At 53.7% G+C, this 25,913-nt stretch carries 25 protein-coding genes; 16 read left to right on the forward strand and 9 right to left on the reverse strand.

The window, feature by feature from the left end:
* Positions 1–27: 27 nt before the first annotated feature.
* Both ACYJL1_RS18380 and ACYJL1_RS18385 read left to right on the forward strand, forming a co-directional pair.
* Positions 28–690 carry a response regulator gene (locus ACYJL1_RS18380; protein ID WP_460898377.1) on the forward strand — a complete coding sequence of 221 codons (663 nt, stop codon included), beginning with the start codon at positions 28–30 and terminating at the stop codon, positions 688–690.
* A complete protein-coding gene (locus ACYJL1_RS18385; protein ID WP_460898378.1) occupies positions 687–2,018 on the forward strand; it encodes an ATP-binding protein in 1,332 nt (443 codons plus the stop codon). The genes ACYJL1_RS18380 and ACYJL1_RS18385 overlap by 4 nt, the downstream gene beginning before the upstream one ends.
* A gap of 24 nt (positions 2,019–2,042) precedes the next feature.
* On the opposite strand, the gene ACYJL1_RS18390 is transcribed toward ACYJL1_RS18385, so the two are convergent.
* A complete protein-coding gene (locus ACYJL1_RS18390; protein WP_460898379.1) occupies positions 2,043–2,696 on the reverse strand; it encodes a glutathione S-transferase family protein in 654 nt (217 codons plus the stop codon).
* A gap of 49 nt (positions 2,697–2,745) precedes the next feature.
* The gene (locus ACYJL1_RS18395; protein WP_460898380.1) at positions 2,746–3,387 is read right to left on the reverse strand and encodes a dihydrofolate reductase family protein; all 642 of its coding nucleotides are present in this window, start codon (positions 3,385–3,387) and stop codon (positions 2,746–2,748) included.
* Between the two features lie 91 nt (positions 3,388–3,478).
* Here ACYJL1_RS18395 and ACYJL1_RS18400 point away from each other — a divergent pair, with 91 nt between their 5' ends.
* Complete coding sequence (locus tag ACYJL1_RS18400) at positions 3,479–3,997, forward strand: winged helix-turn-helix transcriptional regulator (RefSeq protein WP_460898381.1); 519 nt, start codon at positions 3,479–3,481, stop codon at positions 3,995–3,997.
* Positions 3,998–4,401: 404 nt separating this feature from the next.
* On the opposite strand, the gene ACYJL1_RS18405 is transcribed toward ACYJL1_RS18400, so the two are convergent.
* Positions 4,402–4,863 (reverse strand): Lrp/AsnC family transcriptional regulator, encoded by a 462-nt coding sequence (locus ACYJL1_RS18405; protein ID WP_460898382.1) that lies wholly within the window; start codon positions 4,861–4,863, stop codon positions 4,402–4,404.
* A 110-nt stretch (positions 4,864–4,973) separates the two neighbouring features.
* Between ACYJL1_RS18405 and ACYJL1_RS18410 the strand changes: the two genes are divergently transcribed.
* Positions 4,974–5,585 carry a LysE family translocator gene (locus ACYJL1_RS18410; RefSeq protein ID WP_460898383.1) on the forward strand — a complete coding sequence of 204 codons (612 nt, stop codon included), beginning with the start codon at positions 4,974–4,976 and terminating at the stop codon, positions 5,583–5,585.
* Positions 5,586–5,688: 103 nt separating this feature from the next.
* Positions 5,689–6,612 carry a hypothetical protein gene (locus tag ACYJL1_RS18415; protein WP_460898384.1) on the forward strand — a complete coding sequence of 308 codons (924 nt, stop codon included), beginning with the start codon at positions 5,689–5,691 and terminating at the stop codon, positions 6,610–6,612.
* A 17-nt stretch (positions 6,613–6,629) separates the two neighbouring features.
* On the opposite strand, the gene ACYJL1_RS18420 is transcribed toward ACYJL1_RS18415, so the two are convergent.
* Positions 6,630–6,842 carry a hypothetical protein gene (locus ACYJL1_RS18420; RefSeq protein WP_460898385.1) on the reverse strand — a complete coding sequence of 71 codons (213 nt, stop codon included), beginning with the start codon at positions 6,840–6,842 and terminating at the stop codon, positions 6,630–6,632.
* A 337-nt stretch (positions 6,843–7,179) separates the two neighbouring features.
* Between ACYJL1_RS18420 and ACYJL1_RS18425 the strand changes: the two genes are divergently transcribed.
* Positions 7,180–8,280, forward strand: a complete 1,101-nt coding sequence (locus tag ACYJL1_RS18425; protein WP_460898386.1) for a porin — start codon at positions 7,180–7,182, stop codon at positions 8,278–8,280.
* Between the two features lie 51 nt (positions 8,281–8,331).
* Here the strand turns inward: ACYJL1_RS18425 and ACYJL1_RS18430 are convergent, their stop codons facing one another.
* Positions 8,332–9,378, reverse strand: a complete 1,047-nt coding sequence (locus ACYJL1_RS18430; protein ID WP_460898387.1) for a LacI family DNA-binding transcriptional regulator — start codon at positions 9,376–9,378, stop codon at positions 8,332–8,334.
* Positions 9,379–9,528: 150 nt separating this feature from the next.
* On the opposite strand from ACYJL1_RS18430, the gene bglB reads away from it, so the two are divergent.
* The 7 genes from bglB to ACYJL1_RS18465 all read left to right on the forward strand — a co-directional run bounded on the left by bglB (position 9,529) and on the right by ACYJL1_RS18465 (position 18,518).
* On the forward strand, positions 9,529–10,629 hold the full coding sequence (bglB, locus tag ACYJL1_RS18435; RefSeq protein ID WP_460898388.1) for a beta-galactosidase BglB: 1,101 nt from the start codon (positions 9,529–9,531) through the stop codon (positions 10,627–10,629).
* Positions 10,626–11,462: a 5-dehydro-4-deoxy-D-glucuronate isomerase gene (gene kduI, locus ACYJL1_RS18440; protein ID WP_460898389.1), complete on the forward strand. Its 837-nt coding sequence runs from the start codon at positions 10,626–10,628 to the stop codon at positions 11,460–11,462. Before bglB ends, kduI begins: the two co-directional genes overlap by 4 nt.
* The gene (locus tag ACYJL1_RS18445) at positions 11,459–13,942 is read left to right on the forward strand and encodes a hypothetical protein (protein WP_460898390.1); all 2,484 of its coding nucleotides are present in this window, start codon (positions 11,459–11,461) and stop codon (positions 13,940–13,942) included. The genes kduI and ACYJL1_RS18445 overlap by 4 nt, the downstream gene beginning before the upstream one ends.
* 52 nt (positions 13,943–13,994) lie before the next feature.
* Positions 13,995–15,260, forward strand: coding sequence for an ABC transporter substrate-binding protein (locus ACYJL1_RS18450; RefSeq protein ID WP_460898391.1), 1,266 nt, complete (start codon positions 13,995–13,997; stop codon positions 15,258–15,260).
* Positions 15,261–15,428: 168 nt separating this feature from the next.
* Positions 15,429–16,382: a carbohydrate ABC transporter permease gene (locus ACYJL1_RS18455; RefSeq protein ID WP_460899156.1), complete on the forward strand. Its 954-nt coding sequence runs from the start codon at positions 15,429–15,431 to the stop codon at positions 16,380–16,382.
* Complete coding sequence (locus ACYJL1_RS18460; protein WP_460898392.1) at positions 16,382–17,434, forward strand: carbohydrate ABC transporter permease; 1,053 nt, start codon at positions 16,382–16,384, stop codon at positions 17,432–17,434. The genes ACYJL1_RS18455 and ACYJL1_RS18460 overlap by 1 nt, the downstream gene beginning before the upstream one ends.
* 10 nt (positions 17,435–17,444) lie before the next feature.
* Complete coding sequence (locus ACYJL1_RS18465) at positions 17,445–18,518, forward strand: ABC transporter ATP-binding protein (RefSeq protein ID WP_460898393.1); 1,074 nt, start codon at positions 17,445–17,447, stop codon at positions 18,516–18,518.
* A gap of 3 nt (positions 18,519–18,521) precedes the next feature.
* On the opposite strand, the gene ACYJL1_RS18470 is transcribed toward ACYJL1_RS18465, so the two are convergent.
* Complete coding sequence (locus ACYJL1_RS18470; RefSeq protein ID WP_460898394.1) at positions 18,522–19,421, reverse strand: LysR family transcriptional regulator; 900 nt, start codon at positions 19,419–19,421, stop codon at positions 18,522–18,524.
* A gap of 113 nt (positions 19,422–19,534) precedes the next feature.
* On the opposite strand from ACYJL1_RS18470, the gene ACYJL1_RS18475 reads away from it, so the two are divergent.
* Genes ACYJL1_RS18475 through ACYJL1_RS18485 form a run of 3 tightly spaced genes read left to right on the forward strand, consistent with a single transcriptional unit; the run spans position 19,535 to position 21,248 of the window.
* On the forward strand, positions 19,535–19,912 hold the full coding sequence (locus ACYJL1_RS18475; RefSeq protein WP_460898395.1) for an Atu4866 domain-containing protein: 378 nt from the start codon (positions 19,535–19,537) through the stop codon (positions 19,910–19,912).
* 35 nt (positions 19,913–19,947) lie between these two features.
* Positions 19,948–20,682: an SDR family oxidoreductase gene (locus ACYJL1_RS18480; RefSeq protein WP_460898396.1), complete on the forward strand. Its 735-nt coding sequence runs from the start codon at positions 19,948–19,950 to the stop codon at positions 20,680–20,682.
* 50 nt (positions 20,683–20,732) lie between these two features.
* Entirely contained in the window at positions 20,733–21,248 is a 516-nt protein-coding gene (locus ACYJL1_RS18485; protein ID WP_460898397.1) for a nuclear transport factor 2 family protein, read from the forward strand.
* Positions 21,249–21,311: 63 nt separating this feature from the next.
* Here the strand turns inward: ACYJL1_RS18485 and ACYJL1_RS18490 are convergent, their stop codons facing one another.
* Genes ACYJL1_RS18490 through ACYJL1_RS18500 form a run of 3 tightly spaced genes read right to left on the reverse strand, consistent with a single transcriptional unit; the run spans position 21,312 to position 25,788 of the window.
* Positions 21,312–22,409 (reverse strand): DUF2218 domain-containing protein, encoded by a 1,098-nt coding sequence (locus ACYJL1_RS18490; protein ID WP_460898398.1) that lies wholly within the window; start codon positions 22,407–22,409, stop codon positions 21,312–21,314.
* Positions 22,406–23,560 carry an ABC transporter substrate-binding protein gene (locus ACYJL1_RS18495; protein WP_460898399.1) on the reverse strand — a complete coding sequence of 385 codons (1,155 nt, stop codon included), beginning with the start codon at positions 23,558–23,560 and terminating at the stop codon, positions 22,406–22,408. The genes ACYJL1_RS18490 and ACYJL1_RS18495 overlap by 4 nt, the downstream gene beginning before the upstream one ends.
* Positions 23,554–25,788 (reverse strand): TonB-dependent siderophore receptor, encoded by a 2,235-nt coding sequence (locus ACYJL1_RS18500; protein WP_460898400.1) that lies wholly within the window; start codon positions 25,786–25,788, stop codon positions 23,554–23,556. Before ACYJL1_RS18500 ends, ACYJL1_RS18495 begins: the two co-directional genes overlap by 7 nt.
* Between the last annotated feature and the right edge of the window lie 125 nt (positions 25,789–25,913).

Here is a 25,913-nt window from a genome sequence, read left to right on the forward strand (position 1 = left end):
TGTCACTAAATAAGACCGGGGTCAGGTTTGCGGGTTCTCCTTGTTGAAGACGATCAAACCCTTGGTGAGGCTGTGCGTGATCACGTCGCCAGTACTTACCATGCGGTCGACTGGATGCAGACCATCGACGATGCCACGGCATCCGTCCGTGTTGTTGAGTACGGGCTCATATTGCTTGACCTCAGATTGCCGGATGGCAGCGGCATCGACTTTCTCAAAACGCTCCGCGCAAAGGGTGATGCTACACCCGTTATCATTCTTACTGCACACGACCAGATTTCTGACCGCATTGAGGGATTAAATGCGGGCGCAGATGATTATCTCGTCAAGCCGTTCGATCTCGATGAATTAAGCGCACGCATACTTGCGGTCACGCGACGGCATTCCGGCAGCTCAAGCTCCGTCATTACAGTGGGCACACTTCGCATCAATATCGCCGACAGAAGCATCTTCTCAGGCAAGCATGAGATCGTGTTGTCAGGACGGGAATGGGCTGTACTCGATAAATTGCTTTCCCGCACCGGCGCCGTTGTGTCCAAGTCTCAAATTGAAGAGGCTCTCTACGCCTTCGGTTGGGAAGTCGAGAGCAACACTGTTGAAGTCTATATCAGCCGACTGCGCAAAAAACTCGGACGCGAGCATGTCTCGACGATACGCGGCGTCGGATACAAGATTGAAGGCCGGTCATGAAAAATCGCAGCATGACACGTCGATTGATTTTCTCGCTGACCGCGACACTGATCGTTTTTTGGCTTCTTGCGACAATAGCCGGCATGTTTGTTATGCAGGACGAATTCGGAGAAATATTCGATGGCTCTCTACAGGCGACGACTGAACGTCTGACGCCACTCGTCGTCGATGATGTTCTGCAAAACGCGCAAATGTCCGAGGCCCGCCGACAGCAGAGTCTGAGTGAATCCACCCATAAGGGTTATCTTACCTATCAAGTCAGGGATGCGACAGGCAAAGTTATTCTTCACTCCCACGATGTATCGGCAACACCCTTCGTTGCACCGTTGAAACGCGGCTTCTTCCAAGATGATGTTTCACGATTTTACACCGTTCCGGCGGCCAATAACACCATCTTCGTGCAGGTCGCCGATTCCATAGCGCATCGCACCGAAGCCGCCGTCGAAGGGGGGCTGGCTCTGCTCCTCCCTGTTCTGGTGCTCATTCCGGTTAGTATTATAGGTATATGGCTCATTGTCCGCCGCTCCATTGAGCCCGTCAATGATTTGCGTGAGGCAATCGCTGGCAAGGATAGCGGCAATCTTGCTCCAATAGAGCTGTCAACCTTGCCACGCGAGCTTCAACCCATTGTATCATCGGTCAATCGCCTGCTTGAACGCTTGCGATCAACCCTTAAAGCCGAGCGCGAATTCACCGCCAACAGCGCTCACGAATTACGCACTCCTCTCGCCGGGGCACTTGCGCAAACCCAGATGCTGAAATCCGAAGTGCGCAGCAAAGGCTCAAAGTCACGCTTGGCGCTCATCGAGGCATCTTTGCAAAAGCTTATCAGGCTTGTCGAAAAGCTTATGCAACTGGCGCGCGCCGAGGCAAGGATCGGTACTGCAAATGAAACCGCTGATTTGGGAAATGTTCTGGAGCTTGTGATAGAGGACTTCAATCGTGCCTCCGGGACAGATGATCGAATCCGGTACAGCAGAGCCCCAACTGCCACGCTTCACCGCCAGGTCAGTGAGGATGCTTTTGCCATTGTCCTTCGGAACCTGATAGAAAACGCCCTGATCCATGGCGATCAAAAAGCTCCCGTGAGAATAAGTTTCGAGCAGAATGGTGCAATTTGTATTGCCAATGATGGGCCGGTCCTTAGCGCGAATGAACTTGAATCCATCCGGCATCGCTTCAGCCGCGGCGCGACAACGTCTCCAGGCTCAGGTCTTGGCCTGTCTATAGCCACCGAGCTGGCAACTCAAATGGGAGCGACATTGGAGCTAAAATCTCCCGCAACCAACGCCAGCACGGGCTTTGAATCCATACTGCGTTTCAATTGAGGCCTTCAACAAGCCAGAGACGTTTCAATCACGGCCTTCCGGCGCGCCAAGTGGGAACATGTAACGATAAGGTCGGGCTTCATCCAGCGCCCGGGCATAGCTTGCGCGCGCAAGAAGGCGATTGCGGTAAGTCCAGAGATTTTGGTAATGCTTTGGTATGGGGTAGGTCCAATCCGCATAAAGCAAGGACGGCGCTGCGGCGCAATCGGCCAGACTGAAATCACCGGCCACCCACTCTCGCTCAGCCATGCGCTGGTCGAGAAGCGTATAGGCATCGCCCAATGCCTCTTTCCATTTTGCACCATCTTCACCATCATCCGGTTCGCGACCGATCGAAAGGTAGACAAGCCTCTGCTGCGGGTAGTTGACATAGTTATCGAAAAACCGATCCCACATCCGTACCTCCACAGCTTTCATGGGGTCAGCGGGTATCAGCTTTGGCGTGTCTGGGTAGCGGGCATCAAGATACTCAATAATAGTCGTGGCCTCGAAGATTAGTTCCTGCCCGTCTTTCAAGACTGGGAATCTCTTGATCGGCCAAAGCGCTGCGAACTCGCTCGCAACAGGTTCAGTACCATCAAGCATTCGTGTTTCGAAGGTCACGCCCTTCTCATAAAAGCCGGTTTTGGCTTTTTGTACATATGATGAGAGCGGATGAAGGTACATGATCAGCGTCATTATTCATTTCCTTTGGGTGCACCGGTGGGATGAGCGGCCATCTCGCCTCCTACTTTGCCAGCACGATATGAAGCGCATGTTCCGTCAGAGTACGTTGCGTGACGCTGAACCCAAGTTCGGGCAGATCGATCCCCGCAAACATTGCTTCACCTTGTCCCAAGACCACTGGTGAGATCGCAAAATGTAATTCGTCAATGAGCCCAGCTTGCAAGTACTGGCGAACAGTGCTCACGCCGCCGCCAATCTTCACATCAGCATCTCCAGCTGCGGCTTTTGCCTGCTCGAGTGCAGTTTCAATTCCCTCTGTTACAAAATAGAAGGTTGTACCGCCCTCCATGACAATCGGATCGCGCGCGTAATGGGTGAGAATAAAGGTCGGTGCATGGTAAGGCGGATTGTTCCCCCACCAGCCCTTCCAGTTATCATCGGGCCATTCGCCCCGAGCTGGGCCAAACATATTGCGTCCGAGAATGAAGGCACCAAAACCAGCCATGCTGCGGACAGCATAGTCATTATCAAGTCCCGTCTTTCCGGCTTGCTTTCCAACCATTTCATTGAACATCTTCGTCCCGAACACCCATTGATGCAGTTCCTCTCCTCCCTTGCCCAAAGGGTCAGCCAGACTTTGTTCCGGCCCTGCCCCGAACCCATCAATTGAAACGGAAAAACCGCCTACCTTCACTTTTGTCATCACGTCCTCCAACCAATTGTTCTTTGCAACTGGTTGTCTAATGACACAACCGATCCTATATTGCAACCAGTTGCGGTGGAGATGAGCGCATTTGAACGTTGAAAAAAGATCTGGATGCCCGATAAACCTGTCACTGGAGGTCTTGGGTGATAAATGGAGCCTGATCATCATACGCGATATGATGTTTGGAAATCGGCGGCATTTTCGGGATCTACTGACCCATTCGGAAGAAAGAATAGCTTCGAATATCCTTGCTGCAAGGCTCAAGCACTTGTTGTCAGTTGGTTTGATCGATAAGCAGGATGATCCCAGCCACAGTCAGAAAGCCATATACAGTTTAACGGAACCAGCCATACAACTCGTTCCCCTTCTTGCCATGATGGCGGGCTGGGGACGCAAACACCTTCCCGTTACTCCGGACTTGAGTATTCGGGCTGAACTTCTGGAAAATGGTGGCCCGGTGATGTGGGAAAAGTTCATGGAAGAACTGCGGAACATCCACATCAAGGACCCGATTGGCGGCGCGAGTGGTCAGGTCACCTCGTCAGTTCTTATCGATTTGACGACGGCTTACATGCAGGTGCGTGCAAGGATGGGGGAAGCCGGGTAATGACTTGGCATTTCGCTCGATGCCAATGAGGAAATTTGATGTTTCTGCCCAATTGAATATTTTACATCATAAAACAACAATTGACTCATTTCTAATTTTATTAAAATGTATCCTAATTCATCATTGGTTGAATCGAGCGTGAATGCTCCGAGATTTGGAGCGGGATCATTGTCGCGTTATTTGTCGGATTTCTTCAGGCTCAGGCAACCACTTTCCTGTGTGGAATGCAAAACTGTCTTCCTGCAAATCCCGGAAGAATCGTTTGACGACGCTCCAGTGCATTGCCGAGAATGTGGTGCCTATATTTGCAACTGGTCGTCCGTGAAAGACCCGTGCTCGTCAAACAATCACGGGCCCGGCAATTCAGATACGTCCGACCTGCAAAAGCTCGCCAGAACAGGGCTCTAATCAATGGGCAAGGCAAAGCTCTGTTTAACAATTTGGCTGGGAACGTCGGTTTTAACGTTCTGTATGCCATTGATCTTCGTCAGGTGAGTTGACTGAAAACGCCGGTAGTCGTCGAGATCGGCAACGACCACCCTAAGCAGAGCGTCACTTTCACCGAGCATGATATAGCATTCGACCACTTGGGGGAGTTTCTTCATGGCCTCCATGAAATGCTCGATGGTTTCCGCGTCCTGTGCCGTCAGCCACACACGAGCAAACATGGAAAGTGCCAGATTGAGTTTGGCTGGATTAAGAACAGCAACATAGCGATCAATTATACCCGCCGCCTCCATTAAGCGGACACGGCGCAGGCATGGTGAGGGCGACAGACCGACTTGCTGCGCAAGTTCCACATTCTGCAGGCGACCATCCCGCTGCAGCGCCCTCAAAATCCGCTTGTCTATCTCATCCAGTATCATTGGAGTTCCATGCCATATAATTGCTTTTTAGTATTGTTCAATGCTAATTTTTCCCAGTTTCAAGCAATCTTTGCAAGAAAATTGCGACAGCACTGTCTTAGTATTTCAATATGGAATTTCAAACTATAGCTCTCTTCACTGCAACCGTTTTGCCTTTGATCTGCACCCCAGGTCCAGACATGCTCTTCATCGCATCACAAGCCGTCTCCACAGGAGCAGCGGCTGGTTTGCGCGCCACCGCCGGTGTCTGCCTGGGTTATGTGGTTCACTCTGCACTCGTGGCCTTCGGGTTGGCTGCGATCATTGCCGCTTCGCCCATCCTGTTCGAGGGGCTCCGCTGGATGGGCATTGCCTATCTGATCTATCTCGCTTTACGGCTGATACGGTCTGCGCTCAGCACAGATCTTTTGAATATCAGAGCCATGCCTAATTCGGCACCACTCAAGCGCGGATTTCTGACGGCATTGCTCAACCCCAAGGGTATGATGATCTACATTGCCATACTGCCGCAATTTATGCATGGGCAAAGCAATGCCGCTTTCCAGGCTGGTGTCTTGTCTGCTGTTTTTGTGTGCTGGTGTGGCGTGGTCTATACGCTGTTGAGTCTCATCATTGGCAAAGTCAGAAACCGCGGCCATTTCAATGACAAGCGTCGACGGATCATAGAAGCCGGTGCCGGATGGCTTTTGATCGTTGCTGCCAGCGTCATGGCAGCACATTGAACTGCGGCAAAAAAATAATTCTATTGAAATCGAACCGAACGGTTTGAAATAAGCCGACATCTATCCATATAATTGATGGGGCATATCGATCAGGATAAATCATATGGACGGCAGCGCAGTTCAAATCTCATCGTGTGGACGCAATGAGACCCGTTCTCTTTGGCTGCGGCAACGTATTGTCATCCTTCGCAATAATCCGAATTTCTGTCAGGCTTCCTTTGAATATGCTCATGGCATTGTCCGGGTTTTCGAAGGCCAGTACATGGCCAATAAGGTCATGGCGAACGCTGCACGACAAGTCATTTGTATGACGATTGCTGCCATGCATTACGGACGCGATGAGGCCCATCACGGTGCCTCCATTTCAAACCTTCAGCACGTTACTACCGCACTTGGTCTGTGCAGCAAGAGCACGACAGCGGCCACCGTTAACCTGCTTGAGAATATCGGGCATGTAACGCGCGTCAAGGACGAGGCGGACCACCGCAGCCACCTTATAGAGCCGACAGAGCAACTGGTTTCAGTCCTGCATGATATTATTGCTGTTTGCCTTTCTGCTGCGGACAGACTTTTCCCGTTGCGGCGTTATCGAGCCCTCCTCGACAGTTCGTCTGGTTTCCTTGAGCGGTACTTCGCCACCAGCCTGCACTCGCTCTTTGATATAGAACCACTAATCATTGAGGATCGCCGTTCACGATTATTCGCTACCAGCGATAGCGGCGAAATGCTGCTCTGCAAGCTCATGGCAGGACGCACGGAACGCGACCAGAATGTTGTCAGCCTGCCGTTTGATGAGATTGGCCATCTTTATGGCGTATCCCGTACCCATATCAGGCGCTTGATGAAGAAGGCCGAGACAGAGGGCATGGTCCGGCTTATGGACGCTGGTGGACGCCACATCGAATTGTTGCCACCCTTGAAAGAAGTGTTCAATACTATTGTCGCCTCCCATGTCGCCAAGGTGCAGTTCGATATGCACCTCGCAAATGAAGACTATGATCTGCTTCCGGCTGATCTGTGCGCATGAGAAGTTATGCTGAATTTTTATTTCAAATTTTGAAATAAAAGAGTAGCCACGCCAATAAATACATCAAAAGACTTGACCCCACCGGTTAGGGCGGGGTCTTTGAGCATTGACTGGAGATCAAGTAAACTCAAGCGCCCTGATTTCTGGTGAAAGATCAACAGGTTCCAAGGCGTACAGACATTTTGCAGCGAAAAGTTCCCGGCGTCAAAGGACATAATCAGTTGCTTCATGTCGAAATTTTCTACTACTTTTAAGGGAAATATTAGTTGATTATTCTAATTCTTTCGAATTAAGGCAGCGTAACTCTGCCTCGGCTTTTCAATGCTACTCACAGAATTGTGAACAAAAATGCCCCGGAATGCTCCCCCATTCGGACTTTTAAGCAAATTTGTCGCTGATCACAGCTCGGCGCAACTATTAATTCGTGCCAATTAAGCAACACTGTGGCATCAGGGAGAAGCAACCAGTTTTGTCCTTTGACCTGAGAGCCCCGAAAGTAAGACATAGAGGAAGCATTCACTCTCTTGAATGTGATCCCTCACTCATGATCTTTACTGGAGATTCCAGATGAATTTTAGAAGTCTTCTTCTCGGTTCCGCCGCTGCACTCACAGCGGTATCAGGAGCCCGCGCCGCCGATGCTGTGGTGGTTGCTGAACCTGAACCTGTCGAATATGTCCGCGTCTGCGACACATATGGCGCCGGGTTCTTCTATCTGCCAGGCACGGAAACCTGCCTCAAGGTAGGCGGATATGTGCGTTTCGATCTACAGGGCGGTGACGATCCCTATGATGGTTCGAATTCCGGACGCCGAAATGCCTCCGGCCGGAATGATGAAAGTTATCATGCCCGCACCCGTGTGCAGGTGACTTTCGATGCCAGGACCGAAACCGAACTTGGAACCTTGCGGTCCTACGCCGCAACACGTTTCCAGTATGATGACGGCTCAAATTCGGACGCCACCATTCCTGAAGCCTTTATCGAACTTGGCGGTTTCCGCGTTGGTGTCGCCGATGAAATCTTCGGTGCATGGGTCGGTTATGCCGGCGATATCATTCAGGACGATGTGATCAACTATCAGTCGGGTAAGTCCAACCAGATCAGCTATACATTTGCAGCGGGCAATGGCTTCTCTGCAATTATCGCAGCTGAACAGGGCTCCGACGAGTTCGGCGACAATGTGATCGACGATTACATGCCTCACGTTCTTGCCGGTGCAAAGTTTGAGCAGGCATGGGGCAAGATTGCCGGTACTGTCGGCTATGATTCCAAGGTCGAAGACGTTGCTGTCAATCTGCGCCTTGATGTGAACGTCACTGACCGTATCTCGGCATGGGTCATGGGTGCATATCAGTCCGACTTCAAGCGTGAAAGCTTCTACAATCACGACACAAACTGGTTCGCCCAGTTCCAGGGTGACTATGCTCTCTGGGGTGGCGTTGCTGCCAAGCTTTCTGAAAAGGCAGTCCTGAATGCACAGGCTGCTTATGAAGAAGAAGGCACCTATGCTTTCGCTGTCAACGTTGCCTATGAACTGGTTCCCGGCCTGAAGATCACACCGGAAATCAACTACACCAAGTTCGACGGCGCACGCAAGGACGACTCGATTGCCAATAACGGCAATGATGACGCCTTTGGTGGTATCATCCGCTTCCAGCGCAATTTCTGATCCTTATCGATCAGACTTCATGGCGGCGGGCGCAAGCCCGCCGCCTTGGCTTTATTGTCTGTTTGCGGTGGAATCCCGCAGGACAAGATGGCATGCAAGCTCGACACGGCGCGGCGGCATCGGCACATTTGTCAGACTGTCCCGCAGAAGATCCAGTGCAACATAGCCAAGCTCCCGCATCGGTATATGCATTGTGGTCAGTGGCGGATTGAGGAAAGCGGCTTGCGGCAGGTCGTCCATGCCCATGACCGAGACATCTCCCGGCACCGAATAACCTGCCTGCTGAACACCCATCATTGCACCGACTGCCAGACTGTCCCCCGCGGCAAGCACTGCGGTGAAGTCCAGACCTTTTTCGCCCAACCTCTTGCCGATTGCCTGTGCAGCAAGTTCCGGCAACCAGTCCTCAACAGGCACGACAAGTTCGTCCGCGCAGGCAAGGCCATGGTGCAAAAGCGCATCCCGCCAGCCTTCCCGCCGCCTCTCAATCGTGTGCCGTCCCGGGCGCATGAGAAAGAGGATACGTTCATGGCCAAGCTTGATCAGATGTTCGGCTGCAACCCGCGCAGCAGAGCGGTTGCAAGGCGTTACGCTTGAAAGCCGCATCAGTGGATCATCGCCATTGATCATGACAACCGGCTTGCCGAAATCCCGCATTGCCGCAAGAATTGCCTCATCGTCAACGGTCAGAAACAGGAGGCCGGCCACATCCGGGTCGGCAAGCGCTTCCTCGAGCATGGCGTTTTCCTCAGCCTGTCCTGCCACGGCGCGTGTAATGATTTCCAATCCAAGCACCTGCGCCCGGTCCCGCAATCCCTCCAATACGTAGAGAGTGAACTGGTTGCGCACATAATCGATCATTGCAGCGCTTGATGCGGCAACAATAACCTTCTTGCCAGCAACCGGCGTCGGCACCGTATAATTGGCAGCTTTCGCTGCTTCCACCACCCTCTCGCGTATATCAGCGCGCACGCCCTTTTCGCCGGAAAGCGCGCGCGACACGGTGCTCAACGAAACACCGACTTTCTTGGCAATGTCTTCAAGTCTGACACGCTTACTCTGTTTTCCCCGTTTTCCAGGTTCGGGTCTTGCGATCATGAATTCTTCTCCACTTGGCACACACTGCAAAAAATTTTCATATTGCGCAAATAATTTTCTGGTGCTTCCATAGTTTCGTCGCTTGGGAGAAGCGTAAGCATTCAGCCATTCACCTAGGAAGGTGCAAGGCCGGCACTCGGAGGAAATCAGATGGGCCTTACCGGCCAGAATATCCGCAACCAGCTGGATCTTGTCGTGGCCGGCATGACCGGACTTCGCAATGATGGCCGCTTCGATGAGCCTAATCTCGACGGCACAGCAGGCGATTATATATCATTCGAAAGTTGGGAGTGGCCGCAAGGTGTCGGGCTTTACGGCCTCGTCCGGCTATGGCTTTTTACTGGTCGTGTCGATCTGAAGACGCTGATTGAAGATTGGTACACCGCCCGTATTACAGCTGGCCTTCCAGCGCTTAACGTCAATACCACTGCGCCCATGCTGGCTCTATCCGTTCTCTGGAAGGAAACACGCGATCCGCGTTGGAAAAAGCCGCTTGATGACTGGGCGGATCAAGTCATGGCGCAAATGTCCCGCACCGAGGAAGGTGCATTCGAGCATCATGTTTCCGACAAGGTGAACGATCACGAACTCTGGGACGACACGCTTTACATGGTTGCCTTGTTTCTTGCCTCTTATGGGCAGGCGAGCGGTCGCCGCGAGCTTGTGGACGAAGCAGCACGCCAGTTCCTTGTTCATTCCCGCTATCTTGCAGACACAAAATCCGGCCTCTGGTTCCATGGCTGGACGTTCAATGGACGTCATAATTTTGCGCAGGCGCGCTGGGCTCGTGGCAATGCCTGGATAACTGCCGGCATGCTTGATCTCTTCGATCTCGCGGATATGCCTAGACCCGTGAAGGACTTTCTTCTTGGAGTGCTGGTTGCACAGGTCAACGCGCTGCTCCCCTTGCAGACTCAATCCGGCGCTTGGCGCACACTGCTTGACGATCCCTCTTCCTACGAAGAAATCTCGGCGACCGCCGGTATTGGCTATGGCTTGCTGAAGGGATATCGCATCGGACTGGGAACACCGGAATGGCGCAAGGCGGGCCTGAAAGCCATACAGGCGGTTCTGAACAATATTGACGAAACCGGCACCGTGCTCAACGTCTCCTATGGCACGCGCATGGGCCACAATCTACAATTCTACAAGGACATTCCCATTCAACCTACGGGGTACGGACAGGCACTTTCCATTCTGTGTCTTTCCGAAGCGCTGCAGCATGTGGAAGCAGGAGAACAGGCAGCATGACAATGAAAGTGCTTTATGGGTCAGGCCCCGAGGATACGAAGGCTTTCGACACCGCGCGGTTGCGTGCAGAGTTCCTTCTAGAGGACCTGTTTCAACCAGATGCAGTCAGCTTCACCTACACCCATGTCGATCGCTTGATCCTCGGTGGAGCCGTACCGGTAACACAACAACTGACATTCGGGACAGGCAAGGATATCGGTACGCCCTACCTGCTTTCTGCCCGCGAAATGGGTGTCGCCAATCTGGGCGGTGCTGGTACTATTACTGTTGACGGTCAAAGCTTCACGCTGGAAAACCGTGATGTACTCTATATTGGTCGTGGTGCGAAAGAAATCACTGTCTCCAGCGTGACTGCCGACGCGCCTGCCCGCTTCTACATGAATTCTGTGCCGGCAGGCAGCGATATCCCGCACCGCCTGATTCAGCGTTCAGAATCCAAATTGCTTGAACTTGGCACCGAGCAGCGATCCAACAAGCGCAAGCTGCGCATGTATATTCACCCGGAAGTCGCCCCTTCCTGCCTACTTTTGATGGGTATTACCGATCTTGCCGATGGAAGTATCTGGAACACCATGCCACCTCACCTGCATGAACGGCGCATGGAAGCCTATTGCTATTTCGACCTTGCTCCTGAGGATCGCGTTATTCACCTCATGGGTCGCCCCGATGAAACACGTCATCTCGTGGTTGCCAATCTGGAGGCATTGATCTCTCCGGCCTGGTCCATCCACATGGGCGCTGGCACCGGACCTTACGCCTTTGTCTGGGGCATGACGGGGGAAAACCAGGAATACAATGACGTGGCACCAGTTGCTGTAGCGGATTTGAAATGAACGCGGAAACACATTGGATGCGCAAGTCTCTCAAGTCGGGAGAGCCCTTGCAATATTGGCAATTGGGCGCGCTGGCGGAAGAGCGTTTTGACGTACCTGATGCACCCATGCAAGGTGAAATGGACCCATTCTTCTTCCTGACAAAGGTGAAGAATTTCATCCCGCACGAATATCCCTGCCGTACGATTTTTGCCGAGACCTATCGTGGCAAACGCCCGGACGTTCGCGGCAGCTTTGATGCTGCCAAATGGTGGCTGCCTTTTGGCTCGCCCCGGCTTGATTTGTCCGGTTTCTGGTTCCGCCCGACCCGGCTTGCCACATGGACGCGCACCTATATCGAGGCTGAGACCGCCGGGATCGCAAGAATCCGGCTGGGCACCTGCGGCGGTGCAGTTCTTTGGCTCAATGGGGTCGAGATCGGCTGGATGGCACCTTATAGCCGAAACCTTGAAGTGAAACAGGAATTCGAGTTACCCCTCATCGAAGGCACCAATGAAATCACGCTTTTCTTCGATGATCTTGCCGAGCGCGATGCACGCTATTTCTTCCAGTTCGATTATCTCTCCGGTCCCGCAGCAACAATAGCCCTTCCCGTGCCTGTTGCAGGATCGGTTGCCGCAAGCCTTGAAGCAGCGCTTGACGGAATGTCTCTCGACCGCCCGCATTATTTTGGCGGTGACATCACTCTCCTGCTGGCGCAGCCCCTGCCAGTTGATGTGAAGGTAAATGTCGCTGTCGAAGGTGACTTCATGTCCCGCGAGCGTTTCGATTTCGATTTCGACCTCGCCGCAGGCGCAACCAGCCTGCTTATTGGCCCGTCCGAGGAAGCCCCCGCCGATTTCCGCCATTTCCGTATCACCCTGAATGCGGGGGGCTTTGTCGCCTCGCGCTCGCTCGGGGTGGAAATTTGCCATGCGGAACGGCAAGGCGCAGCCGGAGCGACACTGGCCAGCCGCATTTCCGAAACCCTTGATGAAGTCTCGGAATATTCGGAACGGGATACTGTTCGCGCCTTTGCCCGCCTTGCCAGTGGTCGCGCGGGTGCTGAAACCGATGCGATGATCGAGGAAATTCTGCCCTCGATCGAAGATTGTCATGATTGTGCAGACTTCTCGCTTGTTCCGCTCATCTGGTCCCGCACCGTCTGGGGCAAAGACATCAACGCGAAAACACGCGATCGGATCGACGCAGCCATTCTCAATTATCGCTATTGGATGGATGAGCCGGGCAATGATGTTCAGTGGTATTTCTCGGAGAACCACGCTCTGCTTTTTCATACATCAGCCTATCTTGCGGGCAATCTTCTTGCGAACAGCATCTTTGTCCGTTCGGGTCGCAGCGGGACCGAGCAGAGCAAGGTCGGCGCGGCGCGGGTGCGCGCGTGGCTGGATCATTTCGAGCATTGGGAAATGGCGGAGTTCAACTCCGCGCCCTATTTCCCGATTGATCTGAAGGGCTTGACGGCGCTTGCCGCGCTGGCACCGGATGAAGATATCTCCCGGCGTGCCAAGGCCGGCATCATCCGGCTTTGTGAAATTATTGCTCGCTCCGCGCATCATGGCATGGTCACGGCTGCCCAAGGCCGCTCCTATGAACATACGCTTTGTGCCGGACGTTCGCTTGAACTGTCGGGCGTGGCCCGTCTGCTTTGGGCAAAGGGCTGGTACGGTCGCCGTGTGCATGCTTTGCCACAGCTTGCCGTCTGCCTGCGCGATCATGGCCTCGAAATCCCGGCTTCGCTTTCCGCAATCGCCGATTTGCAGGATGCCCGGCATCAGGAATGGCGGTTTGCGCAAGGCGAAAACGCTTTCGCCGCGCTTTATCATTACAAAAGCGCTGATTTCGCCATGGGATCAGCCGTCAATTATCGCTGGGGCGATTGGGGCTATCAGGAAACCATCCTGCATTTGCGTCTGGGAGAAAAGCCGGAAGCTGCGATCTGGATCAATCATCCTGGCGAAAGCATCCAGTTCGGCTACGGCCGGCCCTCCTATTGGGGCGGATGCGGAACGATTCCGCGCGTTCAGCAATATCGCGGTCTGGCTGTGCTGGCCTTTGCGCTTCATGAGGAACAGCCGAATTTCACCCATGCATGGTTTCCGATTGCCGAGTTCGATGAAAGCCGGATTTCCGGCAATCGCGCTATAGCCCGTTCAGGAACAGGAGCCGTTTTGCTGCATGCCAGCGAACCACTATTGCAGGTCGCGGAAGGCCCATCTGCGAATGTGGAAATCCGGCAGTATGGCATGAAAACCCGCTGGATCGTCCGGGTCTGCACGTCGAATGATCTGGCATCTGTCGAAGAACGCTTTGGACTCCTTGACGCACGTGAGGAAAACGACGGCACTATTGTCGTTGACGATCCCGAATATGGCACTGTCCGTTTCCGGGCCGATGGTAGCGTTGAGGCTGAAAGCCGTACCATCACGAGAGCCGATTACAGCGTAAAGGGCGAAGCGAAAATGCTGGACCAATCATAAGAATGAACCCGGCGGGTGGAGGCTCGCCTTGTCCTTGGAGGAGGAAACAGGCATGAAATTGAGATCGCTTCTGGCGGGCGCTACGCTCGCACTTCTGACATCGACGGCCTATGCCGGCGACGTACGAATCATGTGGTATTCCGACGGCGTTGAAGGCGAGGTACTGGCTGACCTCATGAACCGCTTCATGGAGCAAAATCCGGATATCAAAGTGACGATTGATAATGTTGCCTTTGGTGTCATCAAGGAACAATTACCGGTTCAACTTGAAGCAGGTCATGGCCCGGATATCGCGCGGGTCACATCGCTGAAAGACCTCAGCCAGCATTGGCTTGATCTGCGTCCACTCGTCTCGGACGCGGCCTATTGGGATACCAACTTCGGTGACCAAGCCGATTGGATGCGGCCCGACGGCTCCAACCAGATATCGGGTTTCATGACACAGGTTACCCTGACCGGTGGCTTTGCCAACAAGACCCTGTTCGAACAGGCGGGCGTTCCCCTGCCCGGCCCTGACGCTACATGGGACGATTGGGCAAACGCTTCAAAGAAGGTCGCCGACAGTCAGCAAATTCCTTTTGCCATGGCACTCGACCGTTCCGGCCATCGCATCACGGCACCAAACATAAGCTTTGGTGCCAATTATATCGGAGCTGACGGTAAGCCAGCGCCGCTTGATAAAGGGGCAAAAGACTTCATTGCAAAATTTGTCGGGTGGACGAGTGACGGGATCATGAGCAAGGATGTCTGGGTCTCCGCTGCCGGTCAGACCTATCGTGCTGCAGGTGACGACTTCATCAATGCGCAGCTTGCCTATTACTATTCCGGTTCCTGGCAAATCCCCAATTTTGCAACCAAGATCGGCAATGGCTTTGACTGGGTTGCGACCGGCAGCCCATGCGGTCCGGCAGCTTGCACCGGCATGCCTGGAGGGGCAGGACTGGTTGCGGTGAAATACACGAAAAACCCGAAAGACGTCGCCAAGGTCATGGACTATCTGGCAAGCGAAGCAGTCGTGAAGGAATTCTCCGAGCGAACGCTTTTCATCCCTGCCCACAAGGGCATTCTCGATAAGGGCGATCTCAATTTCAAGACCGAGGACCCGCAGGTCAAGGCGGCGCTTGATGTCTTCGTCAAAGCAAGCAAGACAACCGCACCTGCCGCCCAGAAAATGCCCGGCTGGCGTTGGGCCGATACGGTTTATGGCGCCTTGGTCACGCGTGTGGCTCAGGTGATTGCCGGTGAGTTGCCACTCGATGACGCCTTTACCCGTATCGATTCTGACATTGCGACCAAGGTCAAGGATTCCGGCCTTTGACAGAACCGGTCAAGCGGCTTGCTTTCCCCTTCAAAGTGGGGGACAAGCCGCGCAATCCTGACACTTCGGCACAGGAGACGCGCTATGACGGCGCCGCTTGAAACTGCATTGAAACCATCGGCCATTCAGCGCTTCGGCGCGGTTGCGCTCGCACCAATCCGGCTCGTTATGGGCCTGCTTGATCGTCCTTTGCGGGCGTTGCAGAGAATGACCGGCCTCAGCGGCATGGCGATCTTTTTCCTCGCGCCTAATATGCTGATCTTCGGCATTTTCGTTCTGTTGCCGCTCTTCATCAACTTCATCTATTCGACAACAGGCGGTTCTGCATTGTTCCTGCCGGAGCGCACCTATGTCGGTGCGGACCAGTATCAGCGCCTCTTTGATTGCAGCAATTATCTTGAGCCTCTGACGTGTCAGGAAGACGCATTCTGGACCGCGATCAGCAACACGTTCTGGTTTGTGGTATTGCAGGTAACTCTGATGATCGGCGCAGCATTGGTGACTGCATTGATCCTGAACCGGAACCTTGCAGCCCGTTCTTTCTGGCGCGCGGTATTCTTCTTTCCCGTCCTGCTCTCACCTGTGGTTGTCGGTCTCATCTGGCGATGGATTCTTCAGCGTCAGGGGCTGTTGAATTTCATTCTCTACCCGTTCGGGGTTGAACCCTACACCTGGCTGACAGACCGTACCTGGTCCTTCGCCGCAGCAGTTGGTGTTTCCCTTTGGGCACATATGGGCTTTTACGCCTTGATCCTGCTGGCTGGCCTGCAGGCGATCCCGAAAGATCTTTATGAAGCTGCGGATATGGATGGCACCAAGCCAGCCAGAGTCTTCTGGCGCATCACCCTGCCGCTTCTCATGCCTAATCTCGTCGTTGTGATTGTTCTTGCGCTTATCCGCTCCGTACAGGTCTTTGACGAGGTTTACATTCTCACAGGCGGAGGCCCGGGAACCAGCACTCTGTTTATTACCCAGTATATTTATGAAACCGGCTTTGTCTCGCAGCCGCGCAATCCTGGGCTTGCAGCCGCTGCATCCATTCTTATGGGTCTGGTCCTTGTCGTGCTCACATTGGTCCAGCTTGGCCTTGGTCGGCGCGGCGAAAACAAGGGGAAACGCTGATGGGGAGAGCCGCAGCTTTCATTCTGCGCCGCAGGGGCGGCAAGGGTTGGCATTGGACCGATATTGTCACATGGGTCTGGCTGATCAGCGGACTGCTTATCATGTTCGGACCGGCCCTGTGGCTGATGTTCTCTTCCTTCAAGACACCGGCAGCACTGGCTGAATTCCCGCCGTCCATCTTGCCCTATGCCAGTCAGCAGATCAGTGTTGAAGGCCATGACAAGCCATTGACACTCTACAATGTGACGCTGCCTGATGGCACGACGAAGAAGCTCGCCGAAGTGCGCCGCATTGGCCTGTTCAGCCAGATGGTTGATCCTGCAAAACCCGACGAAACCATTCGCGTCAATATTAATAGCCGCAAACCTGTACAGGAATTGTCATTCGCCACGGAGAATTACACCGGGCCATTCGTGCATTTCGATTTCTTCCGCTATCTGTGGAATTCGGTGTTCGTCACAGTCATGGCAACGCTGATTACCCTCATCGTCAATTCAATGGCGGCTTTCGCCCTGTCGAAATATGAGTTTCGCGGTCGCTCCTTCGCCATGCTGATCATTCTTGCAACGCTGATGGTGCCGCTTTCGGTGATCATGGTGCCACTCTATTCGATCATCTCGGCACTTGGCCTGTTCAACAATCTCTGGGGTGTCATTTTACCAACCGTGGCCACCCCCACAGGCGTTTTCATATTGCGCCAATACATGTTGACCATTCCCGATGAACTCATCGACGCTGCCCGTATGGACAAGGCATCCGAGTGGCAGATCTACTGGCGCATCGTCTTGCCGCTAACCGCGCCTGCACTCGCAGTGCTTGCAATTTTCTCGGTCGTCTGGCGGTGGAATGACTTCCTCTGGCCATTGATCGTTCTGTCCCGCAAGGAGCTTTACACCTTGCAGGTGGGACTGAGCATCTATTCCGGCGAGCTGAATGTGCAATGGCATTTCATCCTTGCGATGACGGTCGTCACCATGATTCCGGTGGTGCTGGTATTCATCTTCCTGCAGCGTTTCATAACGACTGGCATCGCCGGTACGGGCCTAAAATAAGGAAACTCACATGGGCCAGATCACACTCTCCAATGTCAAGAAATCCTTCGGAACCATTGATGTCCTGCATGGCATCAACCTCGACATAAATGACGGCGAACTCGTTGTCTTTGTCGGTCCGTCGGGTTGCGGAAAATCGACTCTATTGCGTGCCATTGCCGGTCTGGAGAAAATCACCAGCGGTGAAATTGCCATTGACGGAAAGCCGGTCAATGATGTCACGGCGGCTGATCGCGGTCTTGCCATGGTTTTCCAGTCTTACGCACTCTACCCGCATATGAGCGTGCGGCAAAATCTTGCCTTCGGCCTTGAAAACTCCAAAATGCCCAAGCTGGAGATTGATGAGCGCATCGCCGAAGCTGCACGCATGCTTGAGATCGAGCCGTATCTTGCCCGCCGCCCCGGCCAGCTTTCCGGCGGTCAGCGTCAGCGGGTTGCAATCGGCCGTGCCATTGTGCGCCGCCCCGTCGCCTTTCTGCTGGATGAGCCTTTGTCAAATCTGGATGCCGAATTGCGGGTTTCAACCCGCGCCGAGCTTGCAGCGCTTCATGCCCGCCTGTCATCAACCATGATTTACGTCACCCACGATCAGGTCGAGGCGATGACACTCGCCGACCGCATTGTCGTGTTGCGTGCGGGAAAAATCGAACAGGTTGGCACGCCGCTTGAACTTTACAATACGCCAGCCAACCGTTTTGTAGCAGGGTTCATCGGCGCTCCGCACATGAATTTCCTTGAAGCCACCGTGAGTTCGGTCGAAACAGGCAATATCCAGGTGGCGCTTGCCGATGGCTATGAACTCACCCTCCCGGTCGGCAATGGAACGCTTGAGAAAAACGCAAATATCACTCTCGGAATTCGTCCGCAGCACGTTACTCTCGGTGCCGGTGAAAAAAGCATCCGGGCCAAGGTCCAGCTTGTCGAGGCGCTTGGCTCGGAAACAGTACTCCACACGGAAGTTGCGGGGCAAAAGTTTCTGGTCGTCATCCCCGGGCAGCATGATCTCACGTCAGGTATGGAGATTGACCTCTCGCTGTCCAACGCCCCAATTCATCTTTTCAATGACAAGGGCATTCGCATCTGAGGGCTATGGCCTTGCCCTTGCGACACGTATGTAATCCACCAGCGCCCTTAACTTGACAGGCTGCCTGTGGCGTCTGGGATAGTAGAGATAAAAGCCATTGAAGGGGGGCCCGAAAGCTTCCAGAAGCGGCACGAGTTCGCCGCGGGAAACCCAGGGCTGAAATGTATCGACCATGCCGAATGTAACCCCCGCTCCGGCGCAGGCCATGCGGATCATCAATTGCATGTCGTTGGTCGTTACCTTGGGGTTGACGGCGACATCGAAGTCACGGCCATTCTCCGTGAATTCCCAACGATAAGGTGCGCTGTCCGGGCGAGGCCTCCAGCCGATGCAAACATGCTCTGACAGGTCGCGCGGGTGATTTGGACTGCCGTTCTTTGCCAGATAGGCCGGTGACGCAAAAGGACATTGCCTCTGCTGTGAAGAAACAGGCACGGCGATCATATCCTGTTCGATCACCTCGCCAAGCCTTACGGCAGCATCAAAACCGGCGCTGACAATATCGAATTCGTCGTCCGTAACGGTAATGTCGAGCGCCACCTCCGGATACCGCTCTATGAAACCAGCAAGTAGTGGACCAGACAAAAAGCTTTCGGCAATGGATGAAACAGCAATCTTCAACAAGCCGCTGGGCTTGCTCTGCACCTCGCGGACGGCTTCCACCGCTTGCCTGACTTGGGCAACAGACGGATTTACCGCCCCGTAGAACTGTTCTCCGGCTTCCGTCAGCCGCACGCTGCGTGTGGTTCGTTGTACCAGCGCAACGCCAATCCGATCTTCCAATCTTTGAAGCGCCTGACTAACCGCAGAGCGTGTAACGCCCAGCCGCTCGCTTGCGATGCGAAAATTCCTTGCTTCCGCGACCGCCAGAAATACCGGGATACCTTCCAGATCATCCATCATTGGTTAACAATATTAACTGATGCATTTGCAATTGGCAACTTTATCACACCAGTTGAAATGAACTAATTTGGTCATACAACAGTAATTCATATCAGCTCAAAAGGAGACAGTTCATGCCAGTTCACAGCTCCCGGCTCATTGCAGGCACCATGACCGTTCTTTTTCTAACGATGTCTGGCGCATTCAATGCGGCATCCGAGCCGAAACAAAAACGCTCCGGTCAGCACGATACAAAATCAAATGAGGTTCAAATGTTGCAACACTCTTATGTCGGCATGTGGGTGACCGATGATGGCCGCGTCCGCCACGAATTGCTTCGCGATAATCGTTATGATGAGGCACGCGGAAACCTCGAAAGTGCCTATCAGGGCCGCTACGAGGTGACCGGCACTCATATCGAATACTGGGACGATACGGGCTTCACCGCCGATGGCGACTTTGTGGACGAGAACACGCTTCACCACGGCGGAATGATCCTGCGTCGTAAATAATCCTCCCCCCTTTCCAAGTAAATATGGAGTTTTTAATGTCTGAGATTCAGGGAAAAGTCATAGCCCTCACCGGAGCCAGCAGTGGAATTGGCGAAGCAACGGCGCGGGTGCTTGCCAAGGCCGGAGCCCATGTCGTCATCGGAGCAAGGCGTATAGACCGGCTCGATCAATTGGCTAAGGAAATCACCTTTGATGGCGGCTCGGTTCGAACCATGAAACTGGATGTCACTAATCGCGAACAAGTAAGCAGCTTTGCCAATTTTGCTGTTTCGGAATTTGGGCGTCTCGATGTCATGATCAACAATGCAGGCATCATGCCATTATCGCCCATGGCTGCCTTATTGGTCGATGAATGGGATCGGATGGTCGATGTCAATATAAAAGGCGTGCTTTACGGCATTGCCGCAGCGCTTCCAATCATGAAACAGCAGGGTAGCGGCCAGATCATCAATGTCTCATCAATTGGCGGCCACACTGTGTCACCGACTGCTGCGGTTTATTGCGCCACAAAATTTGCGGTGCGCGCCATTTCGGATGGCTTGCGGCAGGAGAATGACAGAATTCGCGTCACGGTTATCTCGCCCGGCACGACAGCATCGGAACTCGCCGATACGATCAGCGATCCCGTTGCTCGCGACACCATGAAAGGCTTTCGCGCCGTCACGATCAGTCCGGAGGCCATCGCAAACTCCATTCTCTACGCCATAAGCCAGCCTTCTGACGTTGATGTGAGCGAAATCATTATCCGGCCGGCCGCAAGCCCTTACTGATTGTCCACACGTTCCCTCATTTAACGGCCACAGGTTCGAAGGAGAAAATCATGCAACTTTCAAAATCCAATCCGATTCGTAGCGCGGTATTCGCATTCGCTTTACTGATACACCCGGGACTGCAAACAGGAGCGGCCGTAGCATCGCAGGATGTAACCCTGCGCAACAAGCAGATTGTAACCGAAGCATTCGACGCTTGGGCCGCTGGTGGACAGACATTTTTCACCGATGTGCTTTCGCCGGATGTAAACTGGAAGATTGAAGGGTCTGGTCCGAGCGCTGGCCTATTTCAAGGGCGTGACGCATTCGTCGAGCGCGCAGTTCGCCCTTTCGTATCCCGTCTTTCCAAACCCGTTACACCGGTCAGCAAAAAGATCTGGGCCGACGGCGAGCACGTGATCATCAACTGGGAAGGTGTGGCCGTAGCGGGTGATGGCGTGCCCTATAGCAATAGCTACGCCTGGATCTTCCGTATGCAGGATGGAAAGGCTGTTGAAGTAAACGCTTTTCTCGACCTTGCACCTTATGATGATGTTATTCGCAGAGTCCCTGTCAATTCGAACTAGACGCAAAGACCGGATCAAGCACAGACTGAATCCCACCGCTTGACCCCGTTTCCAAAGGCATGTTTAACCAGCCGGATCTTCCGGCATGCCCTTGCGCCAATACGCTACAACCAGATGCTCATGCTTCTGGAGTTTTCTCTCTTCCCGCAAGTGGGCTCGGATCGATTTGAAATCCTCGAATTCACACCCCGCCCAGACAAAAATTGATGTGCCCGTATCGGGAAAATCGACCTCTTTGATAGCAGAGCGTAAGCTATGCGTGCCGCCGGAGAGCCTTTGGCTACGGCACAACCAGATGATTGCGATGCTTGCGTGCGTCGACAATCGCTGTATCTCTCGCTCATTCTCCACCTCAATCAGTGCAACTCCGCGTGATTGAGGTGGCAAATGCTCAAGCATGCGGGCAATAGCAGGCAAAGCTGTTTCATCGCCTGCAAAAAGATACCAGTCCGCCGATGCAAGGCCGCCGCCACCCGGACCGAGCACGCCTACTTCTTGTCCGACAATTGCAGTTTCAGCAAATTGCGATCCCGGCCCGGCATCCGCATGGATTACAAAATCGATATCGAGCGTGCCGGATTTCGCATCGACCGATCTTACAGTGTACTTGCGCGGCGTCGGCCGTCTGCTTGTATCGGGCCAATCGATCAACCCGTTTTTGCCGACTGTTGGCCATTGCGGCGTATCAATTTCCGGGTGCTGAACAAGAAGATTGAGATGAAGTGCGTCAAGCGGTACGAAGCGTTCCGGTGCATTGGTGGAAAAAGTGATACGCCGCAAGCGCGGCGTCACATCCCGCACCTTCACAACTTCAAAAATATCGAAATTCGGGGGACGCACGATCTCGCTGCCGTCCCCGGTCCAAGCCATATCAATTGAGTCGGTCGAAAACTCGACTATATGGGACGCGACAGCTGACCGGATGAAATAGAGTGCCTCAAGCGTCTTCGCCGTCAGGTCCACTAATGTCATTGGCCCCGCCCGGCGGAACCGGGCCGTGGCTCCGCGAAGCCGGACCCAGTGTTCATTTCCAGCAACCTCGACCTCAGCGCCATGTTCAATCATATGTTCGCACATGGGGGCGATCACGGCATCATGATCGCGTAGCGGCAGACTGGCATGCGCTTCAAACTTGCTTTTGATCCTATGTTCGAAGGTCAATTGCCGGTATCCTTCAGGCTGGTCCAGAATGTTCCTTCCAATGGCACAGCCATAAACCGCCGGTTAATTTCGGCGAGCGTGTCCGATGGATCGAGGTCGGCGAACAGTTCGGGATGCGTCCACTTTGCAAAGCATTCAAGGACAAGAACGCTCAGCGCGGATATGGACAATTGATGCGAGATTGCGAAGCCGTTTCCTTTGCGGATGGCTGCCAGCTGGCCCAGATGATTTCGTCGCGTAACATCCCGCAGAGAATCCTGTGCAGCAGTCTTGTCTATACCGCCACCCACTACCAACCCGGCTTGTGCGGCCAGATGTGGTCCACCGGTGCCGATATAAACTTCGGGGTCGGCCTTCAGCACAGATTCGATATTGAGTTGACCATCATAGCCCGGAACATTGGAACCAATGCTGTGGCCACCAGCCATTTCGATGAGCTGGGTCATGCGATTTCCGGAGCCCGGAGTTGCGCAACAGATCGATCCCGCATGTGCGTCGATCAATACGTCAGGACGCGTCGATTGCTGTGTCAGTCTTCGGGTTACGAAGCGGTACCGCTCATTGATAAAGCCGGTAATGTCCTTGGCGCGGTCCTCACGACCGATCGCCTTGCCGAGAAGTTCGATACCCGTGTTTGTGGCACCCAGAGGAGAACCGGAACGACTGTCAGCAACGTCAAGAAAGATCACCGGCACGCCAGCTGCCTGCAACAGATCAGCCGTCGGCTCCCAACCTGCTTGCCATATGCTCACCACGAAGAGATCAGGATTCACGCTCAGTATGGATTCTGCCGATGTATCGGCGGACATGACACCGCCCACGACAGGAATGTCGTCAATGGCCGGAAATTTGCGGCGTAGCGTTTCATAAATGCCCCGGTCAAACCGCCTTGGCGCGGCCCACCCTGCCAATCTGGAAACCGGGTCTGGATCAAGCAACGCCAGTGTCAGCAGCGTGAGGCTTTCATTGGTCACAATTCTGGTTGCAGGCTTTGCAAGCCGCACTTCACGACCCACCGCATCCCTCACAATGATTTCTGATCTGGCTTCCGGCGCGACAAGCAGGAGGATGGCAGCAAAGAGCAGGCTGGCCAATCTCAGCCAGAACACCTTTGCTCCCAGGCCGACCTTCACAGCAGACCGCATTACCATGCGTATTTCAGGTTGGCTGTGATCGTCCGTCCTGCCCCGTAATTGCAGCTGCCTCCCGTTATGTTGAGGCAATGGGAAACATACTTCTTGTCAAAGAGATTAGACACATTGATGCGCAGCTTGGTTCCCTCGAACTCCTTGTTCAGGGCCCCGAAGTCATACTCCGCCCCTATATCGACCAGTGCCCTCGAGGGAATTCTCAAATCCGAGAGGTATGTACTATCCGTTTGGTAGGAAGATATTGCCCGCACACCGGCACTGACCGCCAATCCCGGAACATAAGAAGGCGCATAGATTGCCCATAGGCTACCCTGATGTTCCGGCAGTCGCAGCATTTCTTTGCCAAGCTCTTTCGCATTATTGGAGCGAATGACTTCAGAGTCAGAATAGGCGTATGCGGCGAGCACAGTTAGTTCAGAACTGATTTCATACTTTCCCTCGACCTCCAGGCCACGGACGCGCTGTCGGCCACTTTGAACCGAGCGCTGTATATCCAATGCATCCGGTGTCAGATAATTGTCCATGGTCATCTGGAACAGCGACAGCGTTATCATGCCTCGTCCGCCGTCCGGCGCATATTTCACACCGACTTCAAACTGTTCTGCGGTTTGCGCCTCAAAAGGGGCGTTCAGGCGGTCCGTTCCCAGCACCGGCAGAAACGATGTGGAATAGCTGGCATAAGGCGCAAGCCCATTGTCAAAGAGATAGGCTATGCCTGCCCGCCCTGTCAGCTTCTTGTCATCTGTTTCAACGAGAGCGGCATTGCTCATTCTGTTCAGGCTATCGATCTTGGAAATGTCGTAGCGTAGGCCAAACGTTCCTACCCAGCGATCATATTTGATTTGGTCCTGCACATAGAAGCCAACCTGACTTTGTTTTTGAAGTGCGGAGCGCTGAAAATCGGGGACAGGAATTGGGCCTTGATAAATCGGATCGAGATAATCGATAGGCGGAACAGGCATATTCCGCGGGCTGTTGCCGAACTGGGTACTGGATTGCGCACGAAGATAGTCAAGGCCAAAAAGAACCGTATGTTCAAACTCGCCGGTCTCGAACTTCGCCTCGGCCTGGGTATCGACGGCAAATGTTGTCAGATACTCGTCAGATATTGCCGATACCCTGTTCAATGTATGACCCTCGCCGCCATATGCAAAGGCAGGATTGACCAGGGCCAGAAACATGTCCTGGTCCGAACGCCCATATCGTAAATTCTGGCGCACCGTCCAGGTCTCGTCGAAGGAATGCGAAAACTCATAGCCGCCCATGTAATAATCGCGGTTGAACTCGCCAGATGACTGGTCTCCGAGAAACACATCCCGCGGTATCTGACCGAACTTGTTGGGCAGCAACGTACCAACAGCGGGATAGAACCGTGGACTGAAAGTCGGCCGGTCACGCTGGTAATAGCCGTAGAGTGTAAGCGAAGTATCTGTTGAGGGGCTCCAGGTCAGGCTTGGTGCCAGCATGATCTGTTCGTCACGCTCCGAGTCGATCTGGGTGTGCAGGTTTTTGGCAAGCCCAGTGAAACGGTAGAGCCATTCACCATCCTCGGTGATCGGACCTGTCATATCAACAGAACCCTGAACACCGCCAAAGCCGTTCGTCTGAACTGAAGCCTCACGATAAGGCGTCCCTTGCGGTCGCTTGCTTACCATATTCACCAGTCCACCGGGGACGGCACGTCCATAAAGCACCGAGGCAGGGCCCTTGATCACCTCAACGCGCTCGAGAGCATAGGAGTTAATCGTTGGCGTTGCGTAGTTGGCGGGATCGCCCGGAATGGCCAGCCCATCGAGCCACATTGTCCCGTAGGTGTTGAACCCGCGTATATACAACCAGTCGTAGCGCACATCGTAGCCATTCGGATCGGCAAAAACGCCGGGTGTATATCTGAGCGCTTCGGCGACACTATTTGCCCCTTGCGCATCCATCTGATCGCGCGTGACGACGCTCACGGCCTGCGGTGTTTCGATAAGTGGCGTATCGGTTTTGGACCCGGTGCGGTTTCGCTTGGCAACAATCCCTTTTTCACCGTCGACAGAATTACCGCTATCGATCACGATCGTATCCAGTTTGATACTCTCTGATCCGGTATCACTTACCTGCTGCGCACTGGCAACACTGAACAAGGGCACACTGAAAAGCAGGGTTGACCCGAGCAAAAGATAAGGCAATTTGCAAAAATGCGCCTTCATCGTTCCAAGTCCGGATGTTTGCTCAACCGTCATCGCCGCGCCTCTTAAACTTGACTATTATTATCAGATTAATTTACGTAGTATGACATTGGGATATGGCTGACAATGTTCAAACCTTTGCTCGCCAGCGAGAAAACTTTGCCAGACAACCAAATGAA

It is taken from the genome of Phyllobacterium sp. K27, from assembly GCF_054796155.1.

Coding starts and splice junctions, on each gene's coding strand:
- ACYJL1_RS18485 (WP_460898397.1), top strand. CDS start 20,733: ATGCAACTTTCAAAATCCAATCCGATTCGTAGCGCGGTATTCGCATTC.
- ACYJL1_RS18430 (WP_460898387.1), bottom strand. CDS start 9,378: ATGATCGCAAGACCCGAACCTGGAAAACGGGGAAAACAGAGTAAGCGT.
- ACYJL1_RS18460 (WP_460898392.1), top strand. CDS start 16,382: ATGGGGAGAGCCGCAGCTTTCATTCTGCGCCGCAGGGGCGGCAAGGGT.
- ACYJL1_RS18425 (WP_460898386.1), top strand. CDS start 7,180: ATGAATTTTAGAAGTCTTCTTCTCGGTTCCGCCGCTGCACTCACAGCG.
- ACYJL1_RS18410 (WP_460898383.1), top strand. CDS start 4,974: ATGGAATTTCAAACTATAGCTCTCTTCACTGCAACCGTTTTGCCTTTG.
- ACYJL1_RS18495 (WP_460898399.1), bottom strand. CDS start 23,560: ATGGTAATGCGGTCTGCTGTGAAGGTCGGCCTGGGAGCAAAGGTGTTC.
- ACYJL1_RS18415 (WP_460898384.1), top strand. CDS start 5,689: ATGGACGGCAGCGCAGTTCAAATCTCATCGTGTGGACGCAATGAGACC.
- ACYJL1_RS18385 (WP_460898378.1), top strand. CDS start 687: ATGAAAAATCGCAGCATGACACGTCGATTGATTTTCTCGCTGACCGCG.
- ACYJL1_RS18390 (WP_460898379.1), bottom strand. CDS start 2,696: ATGACGCTGATCATGTACCTTCATCCGCTCTCATCATATGTACAAAAA.
- ACYJL1_RS18500 (WP_460898400.1), bottom strand. CDS start 25,788: ATGACGGTTGAGCAAACATCCGGACTTGGAACGATGAAGGCGCATTTT.
- kduI (WP_460898389.1), top strand. CDS start 10,626: ATGACAATGAAAGTGCTTTATGGGTCAGGCCCCGAGGATACGAAGGCT.
- ACYJL1_RS18455 (WP_460899156.1), top strand. CDS start 15,429: ATGGGCCTGCTTGATCGTCCTTTGCGGGCGTTGCAGAGAATGACCGGC.
- ACYJL1_RS18405 (WP_460898382.1), bottom strand. CDS start 4,863: ATGATACTGGATGAGATAGACAAGCGGATTTTGAGGGCGCTGCAGCGG.
- ACYJL1_RS18475 (WP_460898395.1), top strand. CDS start 19,535: ATGCCAGTTCACAGCTCCCGGCTCATTGCAGGCACCATGACCGTTCTT.
- ACYJL1_RS18445 (WP_460898390.1), top strand. CDS start 11,459: ATGAACGCGGAAACACATTGGATGCGCAAGTCTCTCAAGTCGGGAGAG.
- ACYJL1_RS18465 (WP_460898393.1), top strand. CDS start 17,445: ATGGGCCAGATCACACTCTCCAATGTCAAGAAATCCTTCGGAACCATT.
- ACYJL1_RS18420 (WP_460898385.1), bottom strand. CDS start 6,842: ATGAAGCAACTGATTATGTCCTTTGACGCCGGGAACTTTTCGCTGCAA.
- ACYJL1_RS18450 (WP_460898391.1), top strand. CDS start 13,995: ATGAAATTGAGATCGCTTCTGGCGGGCGCTACGCTCGCACTTCTGACA.
- bglB (WP_460898388.1), top strand. CDS start 9,529: ATGGGCCTTACCGGCCAGAATATCCGCAACCAGCTGGATCTTGTCGTG.
- ACYJL1_RS18480 (WP_460898396.1), top strand. CDS start 19,948: ATGTCTGAGATTCAGGGAAAAGTCATAGCCCTCACCGGAGCCAGCAGT.
- ACYJL1_RS18395 (WP_460898380.1), bottom strand. CDS start 3,387: ATGACAAAAGTGAAGGTAGGCGGTTTTTCCGTTTCAATTGATGGGTTC.
- ACYJL1_RS18470 (WP_460898394.1), bottom strand. CDS start 19,421: ATGATGGATGATCTGGAAGGTATCCCGGTATTTCTGGCGGTCGCGGAA.